We start from the raw sequence: 4,382 nt of genomic DNA, 5'->3' as shown, positions 1-4,382 counted from the left end.
AACATCAAAAACCGCAGGCGCTTTGAATGGAAAAAGGCTAATCCTATCAGCTCGCTACGCAACCTGTCGCGTTATCCCTCTTTAACCGGATTGATCGGCGCGTTCTCGTTGGTATATATCGCCCAAAAATCCGTTGAATATGTATTATCATTTTACGTAACTGAAAAATTTGACTGGGCGCTCAAAAGCATAGGCTTTTTAGGTTTTTTTATTGGTATTGTGCTGGTAGCCATACAAGGCGGGCTTATCAGATATACCATCCCTAAATTTGGGCAGGAGAAAAATATTGTAGCCGGACTGCTGTTCTATACCATCGGTTTAACGCTTATAGCTTTTGCCAATCAGGGCTGGATGATGTATGTATTCATGGTCCCTTACTGCCTCGGAGGTATTTCCGGGCCATCATTGCAGGGCATGATCACCAGTACTGTATCTGCCAAAGAACAGGGTGAATTGCAGGGCTCCTTAACCAGTATCAGCAGTTTGGCGGTAATCATAGGGCCGCTGTTGATGAGTTCGGTGTTTCATTTGTTCACCCATCGTAATACTTCGGCCTATTTTCCGGGAGCTCCTTATATTTTGGGTGCTGTTTTAATGTTGATAGCTGTTTTTTTAGCGATCAGGAGTTTTAAGAAAGCAAGGTTGGCGGAGTCAAAGGAAGTAGAAGTAATTACGTAGAGACGCATCACATGCGTCTGTTGAAGCAAAAAAATTAATCTAACCCGCTTACGCCGCCCGATATCACAAACTTCATCACATCAGCGGCGCTCTTATCCATCGGTTTTACTTTATCGGCAGCAATGATGACTACCTGGCCGGCAAATGAATAGGAGTATGGAAAATACACAGCCACCTCTCCGGGTAAACCTATTTTGGCCAGATCCTTCTGTACAAGAAAGCCTATCTTTTTTAAACCAAACTCATTAACCTCAACCAGTACCGGTTCATTGAACTTTTTCTCTTCGCCAACAAAGGCTTCGGTCAAATCTTTTATTGATGAATACAGGAAAGCGAAGATGGGCAAACGCGCAAACCAGCGCCTGAACCAGCCTTTAATGGGTTCGGTGATCACATTGGTAACCAACACCCCCATGATCATGATAACCACTACCACATTCAGGATCCCCAACCCGGGGATATACATATGTTTGCCGGTTTTATCAGTCAAAAGATCGCTCAGGTTAAGAGCCTTATCAATGCTGGCCACTGCCCAGTACATCAGGAAAATGGCGGCCCCAACCGGTACAACCACCAACATCCCCTTTACAAAATACCTGAATAATACCCGCGCTAACCTGTTCATTTTAACCCCTGATTTCTACTCGTAAAAGTACACTCTTTTAAATTGATACAAAATTGAAATCAAAAACCGACAGGATAGGTATGTAAAGCGACGCTTTTATGCTTCGCTATAAAACCCACGCGGCTTTATCTATTTTCACATTGATAAATATTAGCCGACAGGATTTTGTTAATGGAGTTGAAATTTATAAATTGTCGTTATGGATTCGCCGATAATAATGTTGATTATTGTAGTTGTACTAATTTTTGCAACTTACAGAACTATAGTTTTTTTATTCAGTTTACTTCCTGATTCTTCTTTTCGGACGTTCACACAATCTGCATCCGGCAAGGTTCTCGTTGGTTTTCTTTCCCCAGTTATTCTTTGGCTGATATTTGTATTCTTCGCGATTAATGTCTTTCATATTCAATGCTAACCCTAAGGCACTACTCATAAAAGTAAACCCGTTTTACCCTTTGCGAAATATTGGTTAGTATTTCATAAGGAATAGTGCCTATTTGCTTTGCCAGTTCTTCAATACGCTGGTGCTCATCAAATATGATCACCTCGTCACCTTCGCGCACATCCAGCCCGCTCACATCCAGCATACACATATCCATAGTGATATTGCCCACAGTAGGCACCAATGTGCCTTTCACCAGCATTTTGCCTACGCCCTTGCCAAATGCACGTAAATAACCATCGGCATAACCTATGCGGATGGTGGCTATTTTACCATCCTTCAATAAACTGCCGCTTCGGCCATAACTGATGGTATCCCCCGCCCCTATCTTTTTAACCTGGGCAACACTTGTTTTTAAGCTCGCAATGGGCTGCAAACCGGCATCTGAGGCTGGCACAGATGAATCTATTCCATATAATCCTATTCCCAAACGCACCATATCATAATGTGCCGAGGGCCAGCGGATGATCCCGGCTGTGTTGCAGATATGCTTGATCACTTTATAACCCAGCGTACGTTCAATCTCCTTAAAAGCTTTTTCAAAACGCTTGATCTGCTTTTTGGTAAACTCATCATGCTCCGGGGCTTCGCTTGCAGCAAGATGTGAAAATACTGATTGTATGCGTACATAACGATTAGCCTCCAGCATATCACAAAGGGTTTCTATCTCATAGTTTTCAAAACCGAGGCGGTGCATGCCCGTATCAATTTTAAGGTGCACCGGGTAACCGGTAATCCCTTGTGCCGAAGCATAGCCCACAAAATCATCAAGCAGGCCAAAGCTATAAATTACCGGTTCGAGCTTGTATTCGGTGAGTTTGTCAAATGCCGAGGCTTCGGGGTTAAGAACTTTGATGGGCAGGATGATCCCGGCCTGTCTTAACGCTACCCCTTCATCTATATAAGCCACCGCCAGGTAATCAACCTTATTGTATTGCAGCATATTAGCTACTTCAAAAGTACCACTACCATAGCTGAATGCCTTTACCATGGCCATTACTTTTACGCCCGGCTTAAGTTTTGATTTATAAAAGTTCAGATTATTAAGCAAGGAGTTCAGGTTGATCTCCATTACGGTTTCGTGTGCTTTTTGAGCCAATGCACGGCTGATCTGCTCAAATTCAAAACTGCGGGAGCCTTTGATCAGGATGGTTTCATCTTTAAAGTTGAGCACTTTTAGCTGCTGAAGCAGCGTTGTAGTATCGGCATAAAAATGCTGTTCCGGCACGTTAAAATATTGCTGATGGCTAAGCAGCGCTTCACCCACACCAATAAATTTATCTATCTTTTTGGCCTGGATAAGTTCAGCTACCTGTTTGTACAATACATCCTGATGCAAACCAGATTGATAAATATCCGACAGGATCAGCGTCTTTTTTTGATGCTGATTTTGCTGCGATAAAAAGTTAAGCGCTATTTCAAGTGATTGCAGATCTGAATTATATGAATCGTCAATAACCGAGCAGTTGTTTACACCATTTTTTAATTCGAGCCGCATGCTTACCGGGGCAAGGCGTTCAATGCGTTTATCGGCCTCCACTGCGCTATAGCCTAAAGCCAGCATAGTAGCCCAGCAGGTAATAGCGTTTTCTATCGATGCCTGATCGGTAAAAGGAATGAGGCATTCAATCTCCTTAGTTTGGTAACGGGCACGGAAGTAATAATTTTTAGAGATCACTGTCTCGCTGAAAACATAAAGATCGGCCTCCCGGAATTTGCGGCTCCAGGTAAAAGTTTCCTGGGCTTTGATGTCTTTTTCATAACCGATGAGCTGGTCGTAATTATGGATCAGCAGCCTGCTATTTTTAAAAAGCCCCAGTTTTTCCAGGAGTTTTTGTTTGGGCGATTCAAATCCTTCATCGTGCGCCGGGCCAATATGCGTAAGTACCCCTATTTCGGGTTTGATAATAGCCTCCAGCTTAGTCATCTCATTTACAGTGGAAATACCCGCTTCAAAAATGCCAAGGTCGTTCCGGTCGTTGATTTGCCATACCGATAATGGGACACCAATTTGGGAATTATAACTTTTAGGGTTGCGTACAATGTTTCTATCGGCCGAAAGCAATTGATAAAGCCACTCTTTAACTATAGTTTTCCCGTTACTCCCCGTAATGCCAATTACCTGCAGCTTAAACCGACTGCGATGATAAGCGGCCAGCATTTGCAGGGCAGCCAGCGGATCGGGCACTATTAAAAAGTTGGCACCGGGCAGGTTAAATTCCGGCCCATGCTCCACCACAAAATTACGTACACCGCCTGCATAAGCTTCGGCAACAAACTCGTGCCCGTTGCGCCTGCCGCTCAGGGCAAAAAACAAACCTTCGGCAGGGTTGCTGATCCTGCGGCTATCAGTAAAAAGCGCACTGATAGTATGTTCTTCAACGATGTTGCCATCTGCCTTGATGATCTTTTTTATAGCGGTTATAGTGTACGTGTTATTGCGCATGATGCTAATTTGGAGATATTAAAACAAAAAGAATAATTTTTAACGAATTTTGATTTCTAAATGGATCAGCCCAAATCAATTAAAATTACCGACGAGAAAGTTGCCCTTGCTAAAGCCGAACACTTTTGTGCTTACCAGGAGCGTGCCCAGCAGGAAGTACGCGACAAACTTTACGAGTGGGGACTATGGCC

Annotated in this window: 3 protein-coding genes and 1 pseudogene; 2 read left to right on the top strand and 2 right to left on the bottom strand. The window is 43.5% G+C overall.

The features are described from left to right. On the top strand, positions 1-678 hold a 678-nt coding region (locus VF500_RS15480), incomplete at its 5' end, for an MFS transporter (protein ID WP_330860531.1). Between the two features lie 34 nt (positions 679-712). Here the strand turns inward: VF500_RS15480 and VF500_RS15475 are convergent. Further along, positions 713-1,303 (bottom strand): DUF502 domain-containing protein, encoded by a 591-nt coding sequence (locus tag VF500_RS15475; protein WP_330860530.1) that lies wholly within the window; start codon positions 1,301-1,303, stop codon positions 713-715. Between the two features lie 425 nt (positions 1,304-1,728). Continuing rightward, positions 1,729-4,191, bottom strand: a complete 2,463-nt coding sequence (locus VF500_RS15470) for a bifunctional UDP-N-acetylmuramoyl-tripeptide:D-alanyl-D-alanine ligase/alanine racemase (protein ID WP_330860529.1) — start codon at positions 4,189-4,191, stop codon at positions 1,729-1,731. A 60-nt stretch (positions 4,192-4,251) separates the two neighbouring features. Here VF500_RS15470 and VF500_RS15465 point away from each other — a divergent pair. Continuing rightward, positions 4,252-4,382, top strand: a pseudogene (locus VF500_RS15465) (RecX family transcriptional regulator); the annotation flags it as partial.

This window comes from Mucilaginibacter sp., assembly GCF_036383575.1.
In the GTDB taxonomy this organism is placed as follows: Bacteria; Bacteroidota; Bacteroidia; order Sphingobacteriales; family Sphingobacteriaceae; genus Mucilaginibacter.
The sequence above is the reverse complement of the archived record's forward strand: the minus strand, read 5'-3'. Positions and strand labels throughout refer to the sequence as shown.